The 21085-nt window shown below is 73.0% G+C and carries 16 protein-coding genes; 9 read left to right on the top strand and 7 right to left on the bottom strand.

Going from position 1 to position 21085, the window contains the following annotated elements:
• Window positions 1-101: 101 nt before the first annotated feature.
• The 3 genes from ON36_RS28305 to ON36_RS28295 form a co-directional block, all read right to left on the bottom strand.
• Window positions 102-3833, bottom strand: a complete 3732-nt coding sequence (locus tag ON36_RS28305) for a murein biosynthesis integral membrane protein MurJ (RefSeq protein ID WP_043660008.1) — start codon at window positions 3831-3833, stop codon at window positions 102-104.
• 1797 nt (window positions 3834-5630) lie between these two features.
• On the bottom strand, window positions 5631-8048 hold the full coding sequence (locus ON36_RS28300; RefSeq protein ID WP_043659924.1) for a DUF6049 family protein: 2418 nt from the start codon (window positions 8046-8048) through the stop codon (window positions 5631-5633).
• The gene (locus tag ON36_RS28295) at window positions 8045-8665 is read right to left on the bottom strand and encodes an NUDIX hydrolase (RefSeq protein WP_444543635.1); all 621 of its coding nucleotides are present in this window, start codon (window positions 8663-8665) and stop codon (window positions 8045-8047) included. The genes ON36_RS28300 and ON36_RS28295 overlap by 4 nt, the downstream gene beginning before the upstream one ends.
• On the opposite strand from ON36_RS28295, the gene ON36_RS28290 reads away from it, so the two are divergent.
• A complete protein-coding gene (locus tag ON36_RS28290) occupies window positions 8657-10090 on the top strand; it encodes a CCA tRNA nucleotidyltransferase (RefSeq protein WP_083885490.1) in 1434 nt (477 codons plus the stop codon). The two genes, ON36_RS28295 and ON36_RS28290, sit on opposite strands and share 9 nt — an antisense overlap.
• A 3-nt stretch (window positions 10091-10093) precedes the next feature.
• Here ON36_RS28290 and ON36_RS28285 read toward each other — a convergent pair whose 3' ends face one another.
• Entirely contained in the window at window positions 10094-10909 is an 816-nt protein-coding gene (locus ON36_RS28285) for a hypothetical protein (RefSeq protein ID WP_043659917.1), read from the bottom strand.
• 109 nt (window positions 10910-11018) lie between these two features.
• Here ON36_RS28285 and ON36_RS28280 point away from each other — a divergent pair, with 109 nt between their 5' ends.
• The 3 genes from ON36_RS28280 to ON36_RS28270 all read left to right on the top strand — a co-directional run bounded on the left by ON36_RS28280 (window position 11019) and on the right by ON36_RS28270 (window position 13428).
• Window positions 11019-11774 carry a LamB/YcsF family protein gene (locus ON36_RS28280; RefSeq protein ID WP_043659914.1) on the top strand — a complete coding sequence of 252 codons (756 nt, stop codon included), beginning with the start codon at window positions 11019-11021 and terminating at the stop codon, window positions 11772-11774.
• Between the two features lie 11 nt (window positions 11775-11785).
• Window positions 11786-12481, top strand: a complete 696-nt coding sequence (locus ON36_RS28275) for a 5-oxoprolinase subunit B family protein (protein WP_052314428.1) — start codon at window positions 11786-11788, stop codon at window positions 12479-12481.
• Window positions 12482-12573: 92 nt separating this feature from the next.
• A complete protein-coding gene (locus tag ON36_RS28270) occupies window positions 12574-13428 on the top strand; it encodes a 5-oxoprolinase subunit C family protein (RefSeq protein ID WP_043659912.1) in 855 nt (284 codons plus the stop codon).
• A gap of 229 nt (window positions 13429-13657) precedes the next feature.
• On the opposite strand, the gene ON36_RS28260 is transcribed toward ON36_RS28270, so the two are convergent.
• Window positions 13658-15247, bottom strand: a complete 1590-nt coding sequence (locus tag ON36_RS28260) for a glycoside hydrolase family 183 protein (protein WP_043659907.1) — start codon at window positions 15245-15247, stop codon at window positions 13658-13660.
• A 134-nt stretch (window positions 15248-15381) separates the two neighbouring features.
• On the opposite strand from ON36_RS28260, the gene ON36_RS33005 reads away from it, so the two are divergent.
• The gene (locus ON36_RS33005) at window positions 15382-15906 is read left to right on the top strand and encodes a hypothetical protein (protein WP_052314427.1); all 525 of its coding nucleotides are present in this window, start codon (window positions 15382-15384) and stop codon (window positions 15904-15906) included.
• Here ON36_RS33005 and ON36_RS28250 read toward each other — a convergent pair.
• Window positions 15903-17171 (bottom strand): MFS transporter, encoded by a 1269-nt coding sequence (locus ON36_RS28250; protein ID WP_083885489.1) that lies wholly within the window; start codon window positions 17169-17171, stop codon window positions 15903-15905. The genes ON36_RS33005 and ON36_RS28250 overlap by 4 nt on opposite strands.
• A gap of 237 nt (window positions 17172-17408) precedes the next feature.
• Between ON36_RS28250 and ON36_RS28245 the strand changes: the two genes are divergently transcribed.
• Both ON36_RS28245 and ON36_RS33000 read left to right on the top strand, forming a co-directional pair.
• On the top strand, window positions 17409-18182 hold the full coding sequence (locus ON36_RS28245; protein WP_043659904.1) for a pirin family protein: 774 nt from the start codon (window positions 17409-17411) through the stop codon (window positions 18180-18182).
• Between the two features lie 75 nt (window positions 18183-18257).
• Window positions 18258-19112 (top strand): DUF4190 domain-containing protein, encoded by an 855-nt coding sequence (locus ON36_RS33000; RefSeq protein WP_157225032.1) that lies wholly within the window; start codon window positions 18258-18260, stop codon window positions 19110-19112.
• On the opposite strand, the gene ON36_RS28235 is transcribed toward ON36_RS33000, so the two are convergent.
• Window positions 19102-19605 carry a hypothetical protein gene (locus tag ON36_RS28235; RefSeq protein WP_043659901.1) on the bottom strand — a complete coding sequence of 168 codons (504 nt, stop codon included), beginning with the start codon at window positions 19603-19605 and terminating at the stop codon, window positions 19102-19104. The two genes, ON36_RS33000 and ON36_RS28235, sit on opposite strands and share 11 nt — an antisense overlap.
• 210 nt (window positions 19606-19815) lie before the next feature.
• Between ON36_RS28235 and ON36_RS28230 the strand changes: the two genes are divergently transcribed.
• A complete protein-coding gene (locus tag ON36_RS28230) occupies window positions 19816-20667 on the top strand; it encodes a helix-turn-helix domain-containing protein (RefSeq protein WP_043659899.1) in 852 nt (283 codons plus the stop codon).
• Between the two features lie 10 nt (window positions 20668-20677).
• The gene (locus ON36_RS28225; protein ID WP_043659897.1) at window positions 20678-21043 is read left to right on the top strand and encodes a DUF397 domain-containing protein; all 366 of its coding nucleotides are present in this window, start codon (window positions 20678-20680) and stop codon (window positions 21041-21043) included.
• Window positions 21044-21085 lie beyond the last annotated feature (42 nt).

Here is a 21085-nt window from a genome sequence, read left to right as displayed (position 1 = left end):
CCTGCGTAAATATGCCCTGACCTGGTCTTCGTCACAGGTCGAACGGTCTCGGAACCGTGTCGGGGACAAGAGCGGGCGACGTCGCCCGGGGTGAACGCGCGTCAGGGCGCGGCGTCGAAACGGACGTCGGCGATGGCGGTCTGGAACTGACCACCCGCGTTCGCGAGTCCGGTGATCCATACGAGCACGAAACGAGCTGCCTGGTCGGTCGTCACCGGGATGTCGGTGACGCCGTCGACCAGCTTGGCCGAGCCGAGGAGCTGGGTCTGGTCCAGCGTCGGGTTCTCCGTCGGCGAGGTCCGGATCTCCACTGTGGAACCCGCGCTGGGCGAGGTGATCGCGACGTGGGTGAGCTTGGCGGGCGCGGGCAGCGTGGCCAGCAGTCCCACGCCCTTCTTGAGGGCGGGGAACTGCTGGAAGTACTGGTCGGTGCGCCACACGGTGGCCGGGTTCGCGTCGAGAACCGCCCCCGCGCCCGCCGCGCCGTCCGGGGTGCCCTCGGGCGAGAACACCGTGGCGCCGGTGACCGGCACCGGCACGCTCGTCGGCTGGGCCTCCCCCGAGGCGGGCGGCGCCTCGGCGGCGGGCGGCGGGACGCTGGAGGTCAAGCCGATGTTGATCTGCTGGTCGAGCGGCTTCTCCGACGCGCCCGGCGCGAAGATGCTGACCATCCACCAGATGAGAATGCCGACCACGAGCGCGGCGAGGACGCCGAGGGCGACCATGATCCACAGCATCCGCTTGGAGCGTTCCCGCTCGGCGGCGAGCAGCTCGGGATCGGCCAGCGAGTCCGGACCCGCGGCCACCGCCCGCTGGCCCAGCCGCAGGACCGGGATGAAATCGGTCTTCTGGTCGACGACCGAGGCCTGTTCGAGGACGTGCTGCACCGTCGCCGCGGTCCGCACGCCCTTGTTCGACTCGAGCGAGCGCACCGCGACCGCCGAGATCTCGAACGGCACCTCCGGCCGGATCTGGCGCGGCTCGACGGGCGTGCCGTCGGGGCCGAAGTCGGCGAGGCGCAGGCCGCCCACGGTCGCGGCGGTCCCGGTGACACCGCCGGTCCGGATCGGCCAGCGCGCCGTGATCAGGGCGTAGAGCATGGCGCCGAGGCCGCGCACGTCGCCCTGGGCGTCCGCGTCGCCGAGCGTGCCGGGGAAGGCGAGCACGGCGTCACCGGAGGCGCTGATGCGGATCCGGTCGGGGTGGTCGATGGACAGCGAGCCGCCGCCCCGGTGCGCCAGCTCGGCGGCCGACGCCAGGGCGCGGATGGCGCGCGCGGCGCCGATCGGCGACGGCACGGTCTCGGCCATCTCGCGCAGCGAGCGGCCGGGCGTCCATTCCGCCACCACGATGCCGCCGGAGGAACCACGGACGACGTCGAGCACGCGGGCGAGGCCGGGCGAGTTGATCCGCCCGAGGCGCAGCGTGCGGGACAGGATGGCCTGCGGGCCGTCGTGGCCGCTGTTGTCGCCGGCCTTCTGATCGGCGTCGACGAAGGTCAGCGCGACCTCGCGGTCCAGCTTGATGTCGAGCGCCTGCCAGAACTTCAGGCCGCGCGCGCCGCCGTGACTGGCCAGCAGCCGGTACCGGCCGCCCGCGACCGACGCGCCGGGGATCAGCTTCGGGCCGCGCGGGGTCCGCGCCGCCGGGTCCGCCGGAGCAGGCCGCGGCGGGATCGGCAGCATGCCGGTGTCGTGCGTCGGATCGTGCGGCGGCTCGACCTCGCGCTCCTTCTCGCCCGACGGCTCGTCCGGCGCGCTGTCGGCGTCGGCGTCGTTCTCGGACGGCACGGAGTCCTTCGAGATCTTCACCGTGTCCTTGTCGGCGGGCGCGTCGTCGGTGGACAGCCCGCCTCCTGCGCGCGCAGCAGCGTCGGCGGCCGGGACGCCGCCCACCGCGTCGTCGCTCACCCTCGGTCCTCCTTCGGCCTCGTACTTCGAGGTGATGGCGGAATCGCCACCCGTGTTGGTCTGCCGCACAGCGTACGGGAACTGCGGCTGACCGGTGAGGTCAACAGCATCGGGTCGGATCACCGGCAGAACCATGGTCTGCGTGTCCATGACCGGGTCGAAAGCGGGGAACGCGTAGGTATCCGGGCGCCGCAGCACGGTGGTCGCGTGCGGGTCCTCGACCGGGCTCTCCAGATCGAGCGCGGGGGCCGGCGGCGTGATGCCCAGCTTGCGGGAGACCGCCACCGTGATCGCCACGATCTCGGGGATCCCTGCCAGGCGCATCAGGCCGAAGGCGACCGAGAACATGACCAGCGAACCGATCACCACCCGCAGCAGCGAACCGGCGCCGCCGCCGAGCCGGTCCAGCCGGGCGACCTCGTCGACGATGAGCATCACCGCGCCGCCCGCGACGGAGGCGAGCAGCACGCGCGTCACCGTCCGGCCGACATTGGCCATACGCAGATCGCCGAGACTGCGGTGCAGGAGCACACCACCGATGATCGCACCGGCGGTGAAGCCGAGACCGGTCGCCGCGCCGAGGATCATCACGACCTGCTTCGGCCCCGTGGCCAGGACCGGCGCCAGCGCCGAGAACAGGATCTTCACGCCGGTGATGCCGAGGATGATCCAGGTCGGGGTCCAGGCCTGTTCCCTGGCGTAGAACACCCGCAGGTGGATCAGGACCAGGGAGTACGGGATCAGCGTGAACGCCGACCAGCTGACCGCGTCACCCAGGTTCTGCGCGTCCTCGGCGAACCGGCCGTAGCCGTAGAGCGCCGACCCGACCTCCGGGCCGAACAGCGTCAGGAAGGTGACGATCGGGATCAGCGCGATCATCGTCAGGCGGGTGGCGACGGACAGGTCGTCGACCACCGCAGGCGTGTCGTCGGCGGCGGCGTTGCGCGACAGGCGGGGCATGATCGCCGTCAGCAGGGTCACGCCGAGCACGCCGTACGGGAGCTGGAGCAGCAGCCAGGCGTTCTGGTAGATCGCCGGGCCTGCCTCGTCGGCGGTGGAGGAGATGTGGTTGGCGACGATGGCGCCGACCTGGCTGATCAGCACATACAGGATGATCGCCGCGCCCATCTTGCCGAACTGCTTGAGCCGGGCGTCGATGCCCCACAGCGGTCGCAGGTCGATGCCGTGCCTGCGGATCGCGGGCAGCAGGCTCAGCGCCTGGGTCGCGACGCCCGCGGTCACGCCGAGGCCGAGGACGAGCAGTTTCGGATCGCTCATCCGTACCGGGTCCAGCGTGATCTCGCCCGGCGTCAGCGCGTAGGCCGCCAGCACGGCGAGCACGACGATGTTGTTCAGCACCGGCGCCCAGGCGCCCGGTTTGAACGCCTGCCTCGTGTTGAGAATGGCGGTGAACAGCGCGGACATGCCGTAGAAGAGGATCGCGGGCACCAGGAGGAACGTCAGCGCGGTGGTCAGGTTGGTGTTGACCTCGCCGTCGGACGCCACGAAGACATGGGTGGCCAGGATCGGGGTCGCGGCCATGGTCAGCACGGTCGCGGCGAACAACACGGTGAACGCGGCGGTCACGAGCCTGCGGACGAACGCGCGCCCCTGATCCGGGTCCTCCTGTTCGGCGCGGATCAGCGTGGGCACCACGATCGCGGTCAGCACGGCGCCGAGCACCAGCTCGGCGATCATGTTCGGGATCAGGTTGGCCGAGGTGAACGCCGACGCGACGGCCGGTCCGAGCACGGTCAGCAGCAGCAGCTGCTTGCCGAAACCGGTCACGCGGCTGATCAGCGTGGCGAACGCGATCGAACCGGAGTCACGCAGCAGGCGCGAGTTGGCGCTCTCCTTCGCCTCCGGCTTCTCGGCGGGCTCCGGCGCGGCGGGCGCGACCCGCCGCGGACGCGCCTTCTCCAGCCCGGGATCGGGTCGGCCGGGGAACGACTGCGGCGGGCGCTGCTGCCGGGGCAGCGGCCCGGACGCCGGACCCCGTCGCTGCGGGCCGTCGGCCCGCGGACCGCGCTCGGCGAAGGTCGGTTCGGGTCCGCGCGGGATACGCGGCTGGGCGCCCGACTCGGGGCTTGGCCGGACGCCGGGAGGCGTGTCCGTGCGCAGCTGCGGAGGCGCCACCTCGCCCGTGGGCCCGTATGCCCGCTGCTGTTCTCCGTGCTCGGCCGGCGGCACCGGGCGCCCGCCGGGGACCTGTCCCGGGAATCCCGCCTCGTCGCGTGGCCGAGGGCGTCCGGGCACACCGCGCCGGTCGGGCCGCGGAGCGCCCGGTACGCCGCCCGGACCCGGGGGCACGTCGCCTGGCCCGCCGAACCCGTCGGGACGGCCGGGACCGTGGGGATCCCGGCCGTTCGCCGGTCCGGGAAGGCCGTAGTCCGGGCCGCCGGACTCGGACCCGGCGTACGGGTCCGGGCGCGGCCCGTTGAACTCGTCGCCGCGAGCGGCGGCGCCCGGCCTGCCCTGGCGCGGATCGCGCCCGAACACCTCGTCGCCGGGACGGCGGACACCGGGCCGATCGCCCCGGGGCACGGGCCCGCCGGGGTATGGACCGGGACCACCCGGTCGAGCGGTGGGCTCGCCGGGGTGCGGGCCCGCACCGGTCGGTCGCGCGGCAGGACCACCGGGATGGGGTTCCGGACGTCCTGGTCGTGCGGCGGGTCCACCGGGGTGCCGCTCCGCGTCGCCCGGACGCGCGAATCCACGGGGGCGCGGTTCGCCGCCCGGTCGTGCGGCGGGGTCGCCGGGGTGCGGTTCTGCCGGCCGTGGAGCGGGTCCACCGGCAGGTGGCTCTGCGTGGCCGGGACGCGGCGCGCCGGCAGGCTGCGGCCTGGGTCCGCCCGGACGCGCGGACATGCCTGGATGCGGTTCCGCGCCGCCGGGCCCCGCGAATCCGCCGGGTCGGAGTCCGGCGCCGCCCGGCCGTCCGGCCTCACCCGGGTACGGTCCCGCGCCGCCGGGTCGAGCGCCGGAACCGCCGGGGCTGCGCGGGTCGTCCGGGGTGTCGAAGGGTGGGAAACGGTCGGCACCACCGTGATCGGCGGCGGGATCGGCCTGCCAGGGGCGGCCGGGTCGCGGGCCCGGGACCCCCGCGACCGGATGCGGCGGGCCGTCGACACCGGGCGGACGGGCGCCGGGACGCGGCGGCGGGTGACCCGCGGCGGGGTCGGCCGGGTGCTGCTGACGCGGGAAGGCTCCGGAGTCGGGGCGATCGGGCCACTGCCGACGCGGGATCGGGCCGGACTCGGGGCCCGGCCGCTGCGGGCGCGGGACGGCGCCGGCACCCGGCGCGCCCGGCCGATCCAGGCGGGGAATCGCGCCCGAACCCGGCTCGCCGGTCAGGGGCTGACGCGCGCCGGGACGGTCGGGCCACTGCGGGCCGGGCCCTCCGGGCTGACGCGGGAACTCCCCCGACCCGGGGCCGGTGGGGTGGGGTTCGCCGGGCCGCGGGGGCTGCGGACGGCGCGGGTCGGCGTGGCCGGGTTCCCTCATGCCACGCTCCCACGGCGCGACGGGGCCGCGGCGGGGCGCCGCGTCGTCGCGTCCGTCATCACTGTCTCGCCGATGAGCGGATTCATCGTCGCTCATCATGCCTCCTGTATCCGGCGTAACCCGCGGATCCCGCCGGTCCGGTGCGCGTTTCGCGCCACCGTGCACTGCTCGTCGTCGCTGTCACTGGTCCCCCGCCACTCGTTCCACGTTAGGTGGTCACGGCATGGGTGGCGGTTCGTGCCCTTCGTCGGCGGGATCGGGCCGACCGCGGAAACGCCGCCACAGCCGGCGTCCGGCCAACAGAAACAGCAGCAATCCCGCGCATGCGGTAATTATGGCCAAGGCCTGGCCGTAGGCGTTCGAGCGAACGGAGACCGAGGTCGGCTGGCCGAGCGGGACCCCGTCGGGGGTGGTGAGCGAGATCGGGATGACCAGATTCCTCGTGTCGCTGACCTCGGTCGGGATCTGGAACGAGCGCGTACCGGTCGGCGGGAGCTGCTGTTCGCCGATGTCGGTGATATTCGTCTCGGCGGGCGCCTCGATGCGGAAGACGACCCGGATCGCGACCGGCAGCTCGTTGCGGGCGACCAGCAGCAGGGGGCTCTCCTCGGAGGCCAGCGTGTAGACACCGCCGGGCGGGAGCACGGTCACCGCGTCGTACATGCCGTCCAGTTCGCGGGTGGTCTGGTCGACCCGGCGCTGGGCGTACAGGTCGGCCTGGGCGGCGTCGTCGACCCGCCGGTCGGACAGGCTCAGCGCGCGCAGCAGGTCGTCGCGCGCGGGGGTCATGTAGACGAGCGGGGTCAGTTCGGATTCCGGGATGGCGACCATGGCGCGCAGCAGCTCGGTGATCCGGATGCCCTCGTCGCGCACGGGCGCGACGAAGCGCTGCGGGACGGCGTTCGTCTCGGCGCGCGGCAGGTACTCGAGCGAGTACGGCGCCGGGTCGGGCGGCTGAGCGACGAGCTCGGTGAGGCCGCGGGCGGTGACGAGGTTGCTGCGGTTGAGCAGTTTGAGCTGCTCGAGCAGGGCGACGCCCTCCTCCCGGCTGGCACCCCACTGCTGGGGCGGCATGAACACCTGGCTGCGCGGACGGTCCGGGGAGGGGGTGATGGCCGACCAGGTCAGGGCGCCGAGCGCGTCCTGCAGGCGGGCCGCGCGCGAGTCGTTGGTGAGGTCGTAACGGACCCGGGCGGGGGTGAACGAGGGCGTCGGCGGGTTGGAGCCGACGGCGGCCAGCGCGGTGGCGGCCCAGACGTCGTAGGTGGCGACGTGCAGCGCGGGGTCGGTGGGCACCGGTTCGGGCACCGGCGGGGTGGCGCTGACCGAGGGCACGCGCACCACGTCCGGCGCCGGGTTCTCGGCGGCGCCCTGGCCGCCCGCGCTGTGCCCGGACTGGACCGTGTCGGTGGCGGGCGCGCCGGTGCCGACCGCGTTGCCCGCCAGCAGCGCGGTGGTGAAGCCGTGCCCGCGCAGCAGGGCGCCCGCGGAGTCGTCGATGCTGCCGGAGTCGGGCAGTGCCACCCCGCGCACCGAGCGGGTCGCCAGGATCGTGTCGACGATGTCGGCGGGCGCGGTGAGTGCCCTGGCCGAGAGGGCCGGGTCGTTCACGGCGGCCAGCGCGGTCAGGTCGACCTGGCCGAACGGCAGCGCCACCGTGCACATCGAGCCCGCGACGGCCCGCAGCCGGTCCAGCCATGCCTGCGCGTTCGCCGCCCCGGCGCCCTCGCGGGTGGCGCCGCCGGGATCGGAGGGGCTGGCCAGCACCCGGTAGCCGCGCGTCATCGCCTGGGCGGTGAGGAGCAGGTCGGGGTCGACGGCGACGCAGACGCCCGCCCCGGCGTTGCGGTCGCGGCCGGGCGCGACCGCCTCCAGCGCGGCGACCAGCTGTTCCAGCCTGCCGCCCTTGCCGAGCGAGGCGGCCAGTTCGTCGTCGACGAGCTCGACCTGACCCTGTACCGAGCCGGGTTTGCCCGCGACCATGCGGGGTCGGTCGGCCAGCGGCCAGAACATCGTGGTCGCCATGGGAGTGGCGTCGGCGGGCGGGCTCACGGGGGTCGCGGCCGCGCCGGTGGCGTCCGGGCCCGCGGGCGGGAGCCCGAGGACCGGCAGCAGGAAGCGGGCGTCGTCGAGCCGGGCCTGGGTGCCGTAGGCGGGCTCGCCGTTGACGTTGAGCAGCAGCGGATAGACGCCGGGGTCGGACAGTTCCAGCGAGGACGCGCTCGGCCCGCCGGGACGCAGCGCGATGCTGACGGAGAACTGTTTGCGCTGGCCGGGGCTGAGCCGCTCGGCCACGTCCTCGAACGGACCGATGACCCCGTAGCTCGCCTCGTCGAGCCGCAGCGCGGTGCGCAGGCCGCTGGGTGAGTCGACCGCGGCGCCGCGCTGGATCCGGACCGCGACGTCGTCGACCACGCGGTCACCGATGTTGGTGACCGTGCCCGAGACCGTCAGCAGCGGATCGCTGGCGGTGGTGACCGAGCCCGGCGTCACCGCGTCGAGGGTGAGCTTGAGGAACTTCGGTGCGGTGGCGCCCGACCCGCTGGGCTGCGCGTGCGCGAACACCGGAAGAACCGCCACCGTACCCAGGAGGGTCAGGACCGCCGTGATCAGCCGGAACAGTCCACCCGTCATCGCTTGCCGGTCTCCATCCGGTCGATCAATCGGTTCGCCACTTCGGCCAGTCTGCGCTCGTCCGCGTAGGCCAGACGGGAATCCAACTCGCTCAACGGGACCCACGCAACCTGGGTGACTTCGACGTCCGCGTCGGAGAGTTCGCCCCCGAGCGAGCGCAGCAGGAAGTGGTGCACCGTCTTGTGTACCCGCCTGCCCTCGGTGACGAACCAGTAATCGATGCTGCCCAGTTCGGCGACGACCTCGCCGTTGATCCCGGTCTCCTCGGCGACCTCGCGGATGGCGGTCTGCTCGGAGGTCTCGCCCTCCTCGATGTGGCCTTTCGGCAGCGACCACAGCAGCCTGCCGCGCCGGTCGGTGCGGCCGATCAGGGCCGCGGAGCGCTGGTCGGAGGGGCCGTCGAGCCCGTCGACGACGAGTCCGCCCGCGGAGGTTTCCCGCACCGTCCGCATGCGCGGCTTACCACCGTTACCCGCCGAACCGCGGCGCCGCGGCTGGCGGCGTCGACTGTTCGAGCGTTCGGCCGGAGACACCGAACAACTGTAACGTGGGCTCGCACTAGACTCGTCGCCGTGGTTGCCCCCGACACCCCCGCTGACATCGCCGCCGTGCCGGATCGGCGTACACGTTTGCTGGCGGGTGCCGCGGTGACGCTGGGCGGTCTCTCCGACATCCTGACCCCGCTGGGCGCGCTGTTCGCGGCGCGCGGGCACTCGCTGTATCTGGTGGGCGGCAGTGTGCGGGACGCGGTGCTCGGCCGCCTCGGCACCGACCTGGACTTCACCACCGACGCGCGTCCCGAGGTCGTGCAGGAGATGATGCGCGGCTGGGCAGATCACCTGTGGGACACCGGCGGCCTGGCCTTCGGCACCGTGAGCGCGTCCAAGGCCGACCAGCAGCTCGAGATCACGACCTTCCGCGCCGACACCTACGACCGTGTCTCGCGCAATCCCGAGGTGACCTTCGGCGACACCCTCGAGGGCGACCTGGTCCGCCGCGACTTCACCGTCAACGCGATGGCGGTCCGGATCGGCGCCGACGGCGCCCTCGAGTTCGTCGACCCGCTCGACGGGATGTCCGCTCTGCTGGACGGCGTGCTCGACACCCCGGCGGCGCCGCAGGACTCGTTCGACGACGATCCGCTGCGCATGCTGCGCGCCGCCCGGTTCGTCGCCCAGCTCGGTTTCCGGCTCGCGCCCCGGGTGCGCGCGGCCATGGTCGAGATGGCCCCGCAGCTCGCCCGCATCACCGCGGAGCGGGTGCGCACCGAACTGGACAAGCTCATCGGCGCCGCCCATCCGATCGACGGCATCGACGTCATGTGCGACACCGGCCTGGCCGGGGTCGTGCTGCCCGAGCTGCCCGCGATGCAGCTGGAGATCGACGAGCACCACCAGCACAAGGACGTCTACCAGCATTCGCTGACGGTGCTGTCGCAGGCCATCGACCAGGAGGAGGGCGACCCCGACCTGGTGCTGCGCTGGGCGGCGCTGCTGCACGACATCGGCAAGCCCGACACCAAGCGCAACGAGCCGGGCGGCGGGGTCAGCTTCCACCACCACGAGGTGGTCGGCGCGAAGCTGGTGCGCAAGCGGATGCGGGCGCTGAAGTACCCCAAGCAGTTCACCGAGGACGTCGCGCGGCTGGTCTTCCTGCACCTGCGGTTCCACGGCTACGGCAAGGGCCAGTGGACCGACTCGGCGGTGCGCCGCTACGTGACCGACGCCGACGACCTGCTGCCGCGCCTGCACAAACTGGTCCGCGCCGACTGCACGACCCGCAACAAGCGCCGGGCGGCCGCGCTGCGCGCCACCTACGACGAGCTGGAGGAACGCATCGCCCGCCTGCAGGAGCAGGAGGACCTCGCCAGGGTGCGCCCCGACCTGGACGGCAACGCGATCATGGGGCTGCTCGGCCTGTCCCCCGGGCCCGAGGTCGGCAAGGCGTGGAAGTTCCTGAAGGAGCTCCGCCTCGACCGCGGCCCGATGGACCGCGACGAGGCCGAGGCCGCGCTGCTCGAGTGGTGGCGGACCCAGGGCTAGGGCTCAGAAGACGATCAGGGTGGTGCCGGCGACGATCGCGGACCGGATCTGGGCCAGGTCGAACGAGCCGGTCGTCTCCGGCAGCTCGATCCGGAACCTGACCAGGTTGCCGCGCCTGCTCGCGTAGCTGATGCTCGCCCGGTTGGGCAGCCCGTCCAGCAGCAGCGCGGGCGCGGAGACCGCGCGCCGGGGCAGGCGGATGCCGTGCCAGCTGGCGCGCAGGATGTCCAGGGTGAGCAGGTTGTCGTAGACCTGCGCCTCCAGGATGGCGCTCATCCGCTTGGTGCGGTGCGATGCCTTGATCCGGCCGCGGTCGTCGAGGACGACGCGCCAGTCCAGGTCCTGCTGGTTGACCCAGTCGATGAGCGCGTGCAGGGTGATCGTGCCCTCGATGTCGAGCTGCTGGGCGCGGACCTTGGTGGGCACGCCCGGGATCAGCCGGACACCGTGCGCGATCACGGTGACCTGCTCGAACGGGTGTCCGTCCCACACCAGGTCGGTGAGCACGGTCTTGGACTGGAAGTGGGCGCCGCGCCTGCGCACCTTGAACACGTCGAGGGTGGCGCCGAGTTCGTGGCCGAGCAGCGTGGCGGTGACCCGCTGACCGCCGAAGCGGCTGAGCACGCCCTCGCTGAGCACGGTCATGAGCACGTCGGGCATGAGCGCGGTGACCGTGCCCGAGCCCATCTCGGCGACCGGATCGACCCAGGAGGTCGTGAACGCCAGCCACTGGTCGATCCAGGACGGGTCGATCAATCGCATGCCGAAATCGACCGCGCCAGAGAGCGACCAGGACTTCGGGTCGAAATTCATGGCCATGATGAGGCTCAGCGTACAAGCCGCCCGCGCCGGTGACCATGGTCTCTCGGCACAGTCCCCTCGACCGCCCGATGTGCGCACCGACCCCCGGATCGGCCATGCTGGTGGTATGCCGCTGGATCTGAACAGTGATCTGGGCGAGGGTTTCGGCCCGTGGCGGATGGGCGACGACGCCGCCGTCCTCGACATCGTCACCAGCGCCAACATCGCCTGCGGGTTCCATGCCGGAGATCCGCGCATCATGCGCCGCACCTGCGACCTGGCGGTGGCCAGGGGCGTGCGGATCGGCGCGCACGTCGGTTATCGCGACCTCGTCGGTTTCGGCCGTCGCGACATCGCCGTCGCCCCGGACGACCTGCGGGACGAGACGCTCTACCAGATCGGCGCGCTGGCGGCCTTCGCCCGCGCGGCCGGGGACCGCGTGCGCTACGTGAAGCCGCACGGGGCGCTCTATCACGCGGCCGCCGCCGACCCCGCGCTCGCCGACGCCCTGCTGGCGGCGGTCGCCGAGTCGGACGACGAGCCGGCCCTGCTCGGCCCGGCGGGCACCGAGCTCGAGCACGCCGCGGCGCGCGCCGGGGTGCGTTTCGTCGGCGAGGGTTTCGCCGATCGCGCCTACACGCCCGCGGGGACGCTGGCGCCGCGCGGCACCCCCGGCGCGGTGCTCGGGCCGGACGACGCGGTGGCCCAGGCGGTTTCCCTTGCGTTGTCGGGCACCGCGCGTACCGTTGACGGTCCCGGTGCGGTCGCGGTGTCCGCGGGCAGCATCTGCGTGCACGGCGATTCACCGGCCGCGGTCGAGATGGCCCGCCGTATTCGCGGTGCGCTCGCCGAGGCAGGCGTACCGGTGGAGCCGTTCGCCTGAGGGGAGACAGGATGGAACAGCGGGTTCCGCAGCGGTCCGTCGAGGGGGACCGCCGCATCCGCGCGGCCGGTGACCGGGCGCTGCTGATCACCCTCGACGATCCCGGTCCGGTGCAGCGGCTGGCCGCGGCGCTGCGCGACTACGCCATCGCGGGGGTGCAGGATGTGCTGCCGGCCGCCGAAACGGTGCTGGTGACGCTGCACGCCACCCGCTACCTGCCGCAGGTCCGCCGGGAGCTGCGCGCGCTGCTCGAACGCCTGGACGACGAGCCGGGAAACGGCGATGTTTCCCGTGGAACCGGATCGGGCGACGTGCTCGAGGTGCCGGTGCGCTACGACGGCGAGGACCTGCCCGAGGTCGCGCGGCTGCTCGGGATGACGGTCGCGGAGGTCGTCGCCGCGCACACCGGCACCGTGTGGCGCTGCGCCTTCGTCGGTTTCGCGCCCGGCTTCGGCTACCTCACCTCCCCCGACGGCCGGCTGACGGTGCCGCGCCGCGACCGCGCGCGCACGGCCATCCCGCCGGGTTCGGTCGCCCTCGCGGGCGGGTATTCGGCGGTGTATCCGCGCGGCACGCCCGGCGGCTGGCAGCTGATCGGCAGTACCGATCTGCGCATGTGGGCGGTCGATCGCGACCCGCCCGCGCTGGTGCGGGCGGGCACCGAGGTCCGATTCGTGGACTCGGCCGGGCGGTCCGGCGCACAATAGATGTCTCGAGATGTCTCGAGATGTCTCATCTCGCACAGAATCCAGGCAGCTCAGCGTCGTGCCGCCCCGAACGGGAATCGGGGGCAGATCGCATGCTGATCCACATCGAGCAGACCGGGCCGTTCGCCACGGTCCAGGACCTGGGCAGGCCCGGCTGGTTCGATTCCGGCGTCGGGCCGTCCGGCGCCGCCGACCGGTCGTCGCTGCGGCTGGCGAACCGGCTGGTCGGCAATCCCGAGGGATTCGCCGGGCTGGAGGTGCTGCTCGGCGGGCTCGTCCTGCGCGCGGGCGGCCACCTGACCGTCGCGGTGACCGGCGCCCCCGCCCCCGCGACGGTGGACGGGACGCCGGTCGGGCACGCGAGTGTGCTGGAACTGTCCGAGGGGCAGGTGCTGTGTCTCGGCGCGCCGCGCACGGGACTGCGCAGCTACGTCGGCGTGCGCGGCGGCATCGACGTGCCCGAGGTGCTGGGTTCGCGCAGCTACGACACCATGTCCGGGATCGGCCCGCCCCCGCTGCGGCCGGGGACCCAGTTGCGCGCCGGGCCGCCGCCGCGCACCCTGCCCACGGTCGAGTTCGCCCCGCAGCCGGTGACGAAGGACGAGGTGATCGTGCGCGCCCTGCCCGGGCCGCGGGCGGAGTGGTTCGCCGACCCCGCCGCGCTGTTCCGGGGCAGCTGGTCGGTCGCCACCGACACCGATCGGGTCGGGGCCCGGCTCGACCGCCGGGAGGGGCCGCCGCTGGTGCGCACCGTCGAGCGCGAGCTGCCCGCCGAGGGTGTGGCGCTCGGGTCGGTGCAGGTGCCGCCGAGCGGACAGCCCGTCGTGTTCCTGGCCGACCACCCGATCACCGGCGGCTACCCGGTCGTCGCCGTCGTGCTCGACGACGACGTGGATCTGGTCGCGCAGGCCCAGCCGGGCCGGGTGCTGCGCTTCGTGCCCGCCTGACCGGTCAGCGGCCGGAGGCGGTAGCGCAGCGTGACCACGGAGGTCGCCCGGTCGGGCGGGATGGGCGCCGCCTGACCGGTCAGCGGCCGGAGGCGGTAGCGCAGCGTGACCACGGAGGTCGCCCGGTCGGGCGGGATGGGCGCCGCCTGACCGGTCAGCGGCCGGAGGCGGTAGCGCAGCGTGACCACGGAGGTCGCCCGGTCGGGCGGGATGGGCAGAGCCTGACCGGTCAGCGGCCGGAGGCTGCCGGCTTCAGCCGGGCGTGCATGAGATAGACGTTGTAGCTGTGCCAGGCCGACATGGTGAAGTACAGGTCGCGCTCGGTGGACCAGGGGTGGATGAAGCCGCCGTAGGCCGTGGGGTAGTCGGCCGTCGACACCAGCGGCACCGGGTCCGACCAGGCGCCCTGCGGCCGGTCGGCGGTGCGCAGGACGATCGCGCCCGCGGCGACGTCGAGGTAGACCATCTGCCACTGGTTCGTGGCGCGGTCGTAGCGGACCGACAGTTCGCTGGCGGTGCCGAGCACCAGCGGTGTCGCCGCGAGTTCGGCGCTGCCGCTGGCGCTCCCCGTGCCGTCGGCCGCGCCGCCGGACCAGCCCGCCGGCGTCCAGGTGCCGCCGATCCAGTACTGGTAGGCGGTCTTGTTGAGGACGTCGGCCTTGCGCACCCGGGCCAGTCCGATGACGCCCGCCCGGCCGTTGGGCGTGCCGAACATGTAGACGTAGTCGCCGTCGGGCACCATGGCCGCCACCTGGAAGCGGCCGAGCCCGAAGATGTTCTCCCAGCGGGCGTGCTGATCCTTGGTCCAGGTCTTTCCGCCGTCGTCGGAGTAGGCGAGCCCGCCGTAGTTGGTCAGCCACATGCCGGGGACGCGGGACCAGTGGTTGACCGACATGTAGCTCAGGAACTGGCGTTTGCCGAGGACGAAGCCCGAGGTGGGGATGGTGGTGGTCTCCCAGTTGCGGATCTTGCGGCTGCCGAGCAGTTCGGCGGCGTGGCAGCGGCGGTCCTGCACCATTGTGTCGATGGTGAGCCCGTCGGCGAGGTCGCGGTCGGTGCTGTAGCCCAGCACGTTCGAGCGCCAGTCGGCGTCTTCGGGACCGGCGCCGCCGTACTGCCAGCCCTCGCCGAAGGTGTCGCCGAAGACGATGGCGATCTTGCCCGGCGTCGGTTCCCACATGAGCCCGAGGTCGGTGCCGTCGACCTGCCAGCGCATGTCGGTGCGGTTGATCGAGCCGTGCCCGGTGATCTGTCCGGCCAGGGTGACCGATTCGACCGCGCGGGCGGGGATGCCGGGCGCGGCCGGTCCCGGTTCGGCGGGCACGTTCGCCCGTTCGGGCGCGGGCTGCGCGGGTTCGCCGGGGCCGTCGCCGGGGACCGGGATGGGGATGGGTTCGTATTCGGGCTTGATCCGTAGCCGGGGCAGCTCGGCCGAGCCGCTCGAAGCGGCGATCTCCGCGACCGGTTCCGGGGTGTCGCGGACCTCGGGGCAGGGGTTGCGGCAGGGATCGGCGGGCAGCGGCTCCTGCTCGACGCGGGTGTTGTCCTGGGGCGGATCGGGCAGCGGCACGGGTGTCGGCTCGGGCACGATCACCGGGATGTCGATCTCGTCGGGCAGGTCCGGCAGGCCCGACGAGGGCGGCGCGGCGGGGTCGGGGAGGCGGTCGAGGGGGTCGAATCCGGTTTCGCCGCACATGTTCACCGGCGGCGGCGCCCAGGGGAACGGGGCGGCGCCGGTGGGCGCGGGCAGGCCGACGACACCCGTCAGGAGCAGGCCGAGCAGTGCGGCGGAACGGCAGACCGGGGTCGACGTGCGCATGATCTCCTCACCGGGTGGCGGCGGAGCACAGTGCTGGCGGCCAAAGATACCCCGATCTCGTCGTGGGACAATACAACTGACGGTGGTCCCGGCGTGCCGGAACCGAACGGCTCCCGGCGGCGTCCAATCCGGGTGTGAACGAGATCGATTACGTCTTCGGCACCGGCGACGGCACGGTGACCACCTGGTCCGGCATCGCCGACCTGTCACTGGCCGACCCGGCCGTGCCCGATGCGATCTGGCTCGACTTCGACGGCGCGGGCCCACCCGACGACGCCCTGTGGGATTCCGACCGGGACGGCGTCGCCGATGTCGCCGCGCTCGACACCGACGGCGACGGCGTGCTCGACCACTTCTACACCGACCCCGACGGCCTCGGCACCTGGTCGCATCGGGTCACCGGCGCACCGGCCGACGCGAGCGCCGAGCCGCTGCCGTGGACGGTCCGCGGTCCCGACGGTGCGCTCTCCGCCCCGCGGGCCGACCCGGCGCCGGCCACCTCGTCGCCGGGCGCGTCCGCTCCCGGCCCGGTGTCCTGCCTGACGACAGAGGTGCCGCTCGTCCCGGTCGATCTGCGCACCGCCGCTCCCCCGTTACCCACCGAGACCGGCGCGCCGCCGCCCGCTCCGACGTCCGCGCCGGACCGTCCGCCCGCCTAGCCGGCCCGCCCCCGTGCGCGGCGGGCGTTGACCACGATGGCCGCGATGCCGAGCAGGTAGACCACCGCCCCGGCCAGCACGACCGGCAGCGAGCGCCCTTCGGCGGGGATGACCAGCGCGGTGGCGGCGATGGCGAGCACGAAGGTGATGTTGAAGACGGTGTCCTGGAGGGCGAACACCTGCCCGCGCCGGTCGTCATCGATGTCGATCTGCATGGCGGCGTCGCCGGTGAGCTTGATGGTCTGCCCGGCGAGGCCGAGGCCGAAGGCGCCGGCCAGCAGCAGCCGGTAGGCGTTGTCCTCGGCGGCGCCGCTGGTGGCCACCGCGATCGGCGTGACCAGGGTGAGCTGTACCGCGACGGCGGTGGTCAGGCCGACGAGCACCGTCTTCGGCCTGCCGAGGCGCGGGATCAGGACCGGCGCGAGGAGCGCGGCCAGCAGCATGCCCCCCGCGGTGACGGCGATGGCGACACCGAAGCCGACGAGGCCGCCGCCCGCCGCAGCGCCCTCGGCGGGCCTGCGCAGTACCAGCACCATGACCAGGGTGTTGATGCCGAACACGACGCGGTGCACGCCGATCCCGATCATCGCCGTCGTCACCTGGGCGGACTGCCAGACGGCCAGCGCGCCGGTGCGCAGGCCGGTGAGCACCGCGTGGACCGTGCTCTCGGTCCGCGCCGACCCGGTTTCCGGCCCGAGGACGTGGGAGGCGAACCCGCGGGCCAGCAGCGCGGCCGCGAGCGAGGCCGCCGCGCTGAGCGCCACCGCGACCGCCGAGGCCGCGTCGCCCGCGCCGATCAGGGCGATCACCGCCACCGCCAGGGCCGCGCCGACCCCCGCGCAGGCGGAGGCGACCGTGGCCAGGATCGAGTTCATCGGCACCAGCCGGCGTTGTTCGAGGACCCGCGGCAGCGCCGCCGAGACGCCCGCCATGACGAACCGGCTGATGCCGACCACCGACAGCGCCAGCAACAGCAGGGGACCCTCCCCCAGGCCGCTCGCCAGGCCGAGGGCGGCGGCCAGGATGAGGACCGCGCGCAGCACGTTGGCCCAGAGCAGGACCAGCCGCCGGTCCCACCGGTCGAGCAGCGCGCCCGCGTACGGCCCGAGCACCGAGTACGGCAGGAGCAGCACGGCGAAGCCGGCCGCCACCGCGAGCGGGTCGGTCTCGCGTTCGGGGTTGAACAGGATCGCGCCCGACAGCGCCGCCTGGAACATGCCGTCGCCGAACTGTCCGGTCAGCCGCAGCAGCGCGAGGCGGGGCATCTCGGGATTGCGCCGCACGACCTGGCCGCTCTCCCGGATCAGGTGCCGTAGCGAGTGCTGGGCCGCGTCGCCGTCGTCGGTCACCGGTGCGGTCGCGGCGTCGCGAGCCGGGTCGTCAGAACGTGGCGCAGACACTCGCTGAGCTTAGGGCGCACCGGCGTACCCGGCCACGCGCCGGGGGAAGTGGCAGACTCGAGGGCGGGGCGGTGAGTGGATAGCAGGTTCGAGGAGGTTCGCATGACCGCGATGGCGCCGCACATCGACGTCCACCGGGCCGGTGACCGCGCGAAAACGCGTGTGTCCTGGCTCGATTCGAAGCACTCGTTCTCCTTCGGCGAGCACTACGACCCCGAGAACACCCATCACGGCCTGCTGCTGGTCAACAACGAGGACATCGTCCTGCCGGGTGAGGGATTCGACACCCATCCGCATCGCGACATGGAGATCGTGACCTGGGTGCTCGGCGGCAGCCTGGTCCATCAGGACTCGCTGGGGCACAGCGGCATCATCTACCCCGGCCTCGCCCAGCGGATGAGCGCGGGGACCGGCATCCTGCACTCGGAGAAGAACGACTCGTGGCGGATCGACGGCCGGGTCCCCGAGCACGACGAGCCGGTGCATTTCGTCCAGATGTGGGTGGTTCCCGACGAGCCGGGCCTGTCGCCGGGGTATCAGCAGCTCGAGATCGACGACGAGCTCGCGAGCGGGCGCCTCGTCACGGTGGCCTCGGGCCTGCCCCGGTACCGCGACCGCGCCGCCATCGCCATCAATTCCAGCCACGCGGCCCTGCACGTGGCCCGCCTGGCGGCCGACAGCGCGCCGGTGGAACTGCCCGAGGCCCCCTATCTGCATCTGTTCGTCGCCCGGGGCGACGTGGACGTCGAGGGGATCGGCACGCTCTACCAGGGCGACGCCGTGCGGCTGACGCATTCGGGTGGGCAGCGGGTCCGCCCGATCGGACCGGCGGAGGTCCTGATCTGGGAGATGCACGCGCGCCTCGGCGGTCAGTGATCCCGCGCGCGGCTACCATCCGAGATGGAGATCCGGTGCCCGGCGGCACCGCGCCGCACGTCCGAGAGGGAACCGATGCCGAATCCGCTCGACGATCCCGCCGGCGACCCCGACTCGGGTGAGAACACCGCCACCCCACCGGTTTCCGGCCGCCGACGCCCGCCCCCGGCCTATCTGACGGGCCGCGCCCCCGAGCCGCCGCCCCGCGAGTATCCCGCGCCGGGGTCCGCCGCCGACGACGCCGAATCGCGCCCCGCCCCGCTCCCCCGCAAGCCACCGGGCGGCGAGGACCGGCCCGGCCATCGGCCGCCCGAGCCCCCGCCGCGCGACTATCCGATCTCCGCGGAGCGCCCGGCCGCGGGTGCCCGCCCGCTCGGGTCGATCTTCGACGTGACGCCCGACGAGGTCGAGGAGCTGAGCCGCCCGGCGCCGGCGTCCGTCGGCGGCGCCCGGGCCGATCAGCCGCCCGGCCACTACGCGCCGCCGGACATCGGCGACGACGATCCGCGTGCCTCGCGGAGCAGGACCCTCGCGGTCGTCGCGCTGGTCGCGGGCGTGCTCGCGGTGCTCGCCGGGGTGACCGTGCTCGGCGGCCTCGTCTTCGGCCTCGCCGCGGTGATCGTCGGCGTCGTCGCGGTGCTGCGGATCCGTCGTGGCCGCGCGACCGGCACGATCCTGGCCTGGAGCGGCCTGGTGCTCGGCATCCTCGGTATCGCGGTGGCGGGCTGGTCGGCCTGGCAGCTGTGGACGGATATCGGCGGCCGGGACTACCTGGACTGCGTGGACCGTGCCGCCGGGAACAGCGTCGCCGAGCAACGCTGCAAGGACGTGTTCAGTACGTCGATCGAGCGCAAGATGGGCCGGGAGCCGGCTTCCGTAGTGCCCACAGTGCCCACGGTGCCCACAGTGCCCCCGGTGCCTACTCGCTGAGCATCGCGCCCGGCACCGTGTTGGCGCGGGTCGAGGCGACGACCTGGGCGAAGTCGGGCCGGTAGTCGCCGTTGGGGGCGTTGACCCAGGTGCGGTAGCCGCTGCGTTCGTCGGCGGGCGAGGGCAGCACGATCTCGGAGCCGGGCAGGGCCACCGACGCGCAGACGCGGAAGAACTCGGCGAAGAGCACGGTGTCGAGGTAGGAGTTGTCGGTGGGTCCGGTGAGGAAGGTCCAGCGGCCCGAGCGCGGGTGCGCGATGACCGGGCCGCACGGGTCGCCGCGGCGGGTGAGGTGGTCGCGCACCTTGGCGCCGAGCCGGGCGGGCATCACCACCGCCCCGACCGCGCCGATCTCGAGCATGATGCGGCCGAGCGCCGAGTCGACCACACCGTAGAGACCGTTGATCTTGCGGTAGTGGCGACAGCGCGCGAGCGCGTCCTGGGTGGCCGAATACTCTTCCGCCGCGGTGAAACCGCCTGTTTCCGTGCTCATCACGACCTCGTCTCTGCCGACGGTGACTGGATGTAGCTGTGGATTCGCTCGCGGTTCGGCAAACGTTTCATCACGAACCGGTAAGAAACAAAACTTTCCTATAACAGCCGGACATCTATGGATTTTTGCCGTTCGATACAGCGTAATGCCGCACAACTGCACTGACAATAGTCAGTTGCTGGTGTGTCAACAGGCGTACGATAGCGGGGCATGGCACCTGTCTCGCCCACCGTCGCCCGCTGGGAGCTCGTGCTGCGCCTGCGCGAACTGCGCGAGCAGCGCGGCTACGACTCCGCGAGCTTCGCCCGCCGGGTGGGTTTCACCCCGGCGAACTGGTCACACGTGGAGAACGGCAGGCGGATGCTGACCGCGGCGACCATCACGCCGGTGCTCGACCTGCTGGACGTCACCGCCGAGGAGCGGGCCGAGCTGGTCGCCCTGCTGGAGGCGAGCAAGCAGCGCGGCTGGTGGGCGAAGTCGGCCGCGCTGATCGGTCCCGAGCTGCAGCGGCTCTACGGGATGGAGGCCGGCGCGCAGAGCGTGCGCAGCTACGACAGCCTGCTCGTGCCCGGCCTGTTGCAGACGGAGTCCTACGCGAGGGCGTTGATCAGCACCGACGTGATGATCCGCCCGGTCCAGGTGGAGCAGCTGGTCGCGCTGCGGATGCGGCGTCAGCAGCGGCTGCGCGGCGCCGGACCGCTCGAGCTGACGGCCGTGGTCGGCGAGGCGGTGCTGCGCCAGCAGACCGGCGGCCCCGAGGTGCTGCGCGGCCAGCTCGAGCACCTGGCGGCACTGCTGCGCGACCTCGACACCGTCGAGGTGCGTGTCATCCCGTTCACCGCGCGGGCGGGGGCCGTGCTCGGCGGGTCCAGCTTCCATCTGATCGACTTCGCAACCGAACAGCTACCGACCTTCGCGTGGGCCGAGAGCGCGGTCTTCGGCGGCGCCGTCGACGACGAGGAACAGGTGCGCGATCTGCGTTTCGCCTACCAGCGCGCCCTCGACCAATCCCTGTCTCGCGCCGATTCTCTGGCTCTGATCAGGGAGTATGCGAGCGTGTAAGATTTGTGGCATGGCCACCACAGCTAGCCGGGTGCCGGCCGATCGCGGCTGGTTCACCTCCTCGTACTCCAACAACGGCAACCAGTGTGTCGAGGTTCGGTTCGACGGCGACGTGGTCCTGATACGCGACAGCAAATTCCGGCGCACGCCCGCCGCCGAGGGTGCGCCCGAGCCGGTCGTCGCCGTCCGCGCCGAGCTGTGGACGTCGTTCCTGCACTGCCTGCTCGCCGGTCGGCCGCACCCCGAACTGGCCACCGCACCCACGCCCGACGGCGGCACGCTGCTCCGGCACGGCGGCACCACCCTGCGTTTCACCGCCGCCGAATGGGCGGCCTTCGTCGCGGGCGTCCGCGACGACGAGTTCGTCTGCGCCTGATCCCCCGCTCCCCGTCCCCCGGTCGCGGGAATCGGCATACTG

The sequence above is a fragment of the Nocardia thailandica NBRC 100428 genome, assembly GCF_000308795.1.
GTDB classification, from domain to species: Bacteria; Actinomycetota; Actinomycetes; order Mycobacteriales; family Mycobacteriaceae; genus Nocardia; species Nocardia thailandica.
Note: the sequence above shows the minus strand (reverse complement) of the source record. Positions and strands in the feature narration are given on the sequence as shown.

Bases quoted from the DNA above. Each gene is read 5' to 3' on its own strand.
- ON36_RS33000 (WP_157225032.1), top strand. From the start codon at position 18,258: ATGCCGAATCCGCTCGACGATCCCGCCGGCGACCCCGACTCGGGTGAG.
- ON36_RS28230 (WP_043659899.1), top strand. From the start codon at position 19,816: ATGGCACCTGTCTCGCCCACCGTCGCCCGCTGGGAGCTCGTGCTGCGC.
- ON36_RS28245 (WP_043659904.1), top strand. From the start codon at position 17,409: ATGACCGCGATGGCGCCGCACATCGACGTCCACCGGGCCGGTGACCGC.
- ON36_RS28300 (WP_043659924.1), bottom strand. From the start codon at position 8,048: ATGACGGGTGGACTGTTCCGGCTGATCACGGCGGTCCTGACCCTCCTG.
- ON36_RS28225 (WP_043659897.1), top strand. From the start codon at position 20,678: ATGGCCACCACAGCTAGCCGGGTGCCGGCCGATCGCGGCTGGTTCACC.
- ON36_RS28235 (WP_043659901.1), bottom strand. From the start codon at position 19,605: ATGAGCACGGAAACAGGCGGTTTCACCGCGGCGGAAGAGTATTCGGCC.
- ON36_RS28260 (WP_043659907.1), bottom strand. From the start codon at position 15,247: ATGCGCACGTCGACCCCGGTCTGCCGTTCCGCCGCACTGCTCGGCCTG.
- ON36_RS28285 (WP_043659917.1), bottom strand. From the start codon at position 10,909: ATGGCCATGAATTTCGACCCGAAGTCCTGGTCGCTCTCTGGCGCGGTC.
- ON36_RS28250 (WP_083885489.1), bottom strand. From the start codon at position 17,171: ATGCCCCGCCTCGCGCTGCTGCGGCTGACCGGACAGTTCGGCGACGGC.
- ON36_RS28270 (WP_043659912.1), top strand. From the start codon at position 12,574: ATGCTGATCCACATCGAGCAGACCGGGCCGTTCGCCACGGTCCAGGAC.
- ON36_RS28280 (WP_043659914.1), top strand. From the start codon at position 11,019: ATGCCGCTGGATCTGAACAGTGATCTGGGCGAGGGTTTCGGCCCGTGG.
- ON36_RS28275 (WP_052314428.1), top strand. From the start codon at position 11,786: ATGGAACAGCGGGTTCCGCAGCGGTCCGTCGAGGGGGACCGCCGCATC.